Annotated in this window: 2 protein-coding genes; both read left to right on the forward strand. The window is 68.3% G+C overall.

Annotated elements, in window-relative coordinates:
- Positions 1-367 (forward strand): cob(I)yrinic acid a,c-diamide adenosyltransferase (locus AOK08_RS01750; RefSeq protein ID WP_198539073.1); only part of this gene is annotated, 367 nt, incomplete at its 5' end.
- Positions 368-377: 10 nt separating this feature from the next.
- Positions 378-1,132, forward strand: a 755-nt coding sequence (locus AOK08_RS01755) for a cobyrinic acid a,c-diamide synthase CobB (protein ID WP_422125715.1), incomplete at its 3' end; no start/stop codon positions are given.

The following is a 1,132-nucleotide window of genomic DNA, read 5'->3' on the forward strand; positions in this document are numbered from 1 at the left end:
CGGGGAGGGCGGGACCGTCGACTGGCACAAGATGGGCGAGGGGTGGTCCTGGGTTCAGCGGGACGCACAGCTCGACAACGAGGAGAAGGCCCGGGAGGGCTGGGAGCAGGTCAAGCGGGATCTCGCCGCCGAGACGTACAAGCTGTATGTGCTGGACGAGTTCGCCTACCCGATGCACTGGGGGTGGGTCGATGTCGATGAGGTCGTGTCCGTGCTGCGGGACCGGCCGGGGAACCAGCATGTGGTGATCACCGGGCGGAACGCTCCGGAGAAGCTGGTGGAGTTCGCGGATCTGGTGACGGACATGTCCAAGGTCAAGCATCCGATGGACGCTGGGCAGAAGGGGCAGCGGGGGATCGAGTGGTGATTGCGTCGTGCTGACTTCCTCGTCCTCCTCGTCCTCCTCGGCCTCCTCTGCCTCCTTGTCCTTCGTGCCCCGGTTGGTTATTGCCGCGCCCTCGTCGGGCAGTGGCAAGACCACCGTTGCCACGGGGTTGATGGCCGCGTTCGCCGCGCGGGGGCTTGCCGTGTCTCCGCACAAGGTCGGGCCGGACTACATCGACCCCGGGTATCACGCGCTCGCCACCGGGCGGGTGGGGCGGAATCTCGACGCGTACATGTGCGGGGCCGAGTTGATCGGGCCGCTGTTCCTGCATGGGGCGCGTGGGTGTGACCTCGCCGTGGTCGAGGGTGTGATGGGGCTGTACGACGGGGCCTCGGGGGAAGGTGAGCTGGCGTCCACGGCTCAGGTGGCCAAGTTGCTGCGGGCGCCGGTGGTGCTGGTGGTGGACGCGTCTTCGCAGGCTCGGTCGGTGGCGGCGCTTGTGCACGGGTTCGTGTCGTGGGATCCGGAGGTGCGGGTCGGGGGCGTGATCCTCAACAAGGTCGCGTCGGATCGGCATGAGGAGATGTTGCGGGAGGCGTTGGAGTCGGTGGGGGTGCCTGTGATGGGGGTGCTTCGGCGGGTTCCGCAGGTGGGGGTGCCTTCTCGGCATTTGGGGCTGGTGCCGGTCGGTGAGCGGCGGGGGGAGGCTCTGGCTGCTGTTGCGGCTATGGCCGCGCAGGTGTCGGCTGGGTGTGATCTCGGGGCGTTGGCGGGGTTGGCGCGTAGTGCGGGGGCGTTGGATTGTGG

Origin of the sequence: Streptomyces graminilatus, assembly GCF_001418565.1 — a bacterium.
In the GTDB taxonomy this organism is placed as follows: Bacteria; Actinomycetota; Actinomycetes; order Streptomycetales; family Streptomycetaceae; genus Streptomyces; species Streptomyces graminilatus.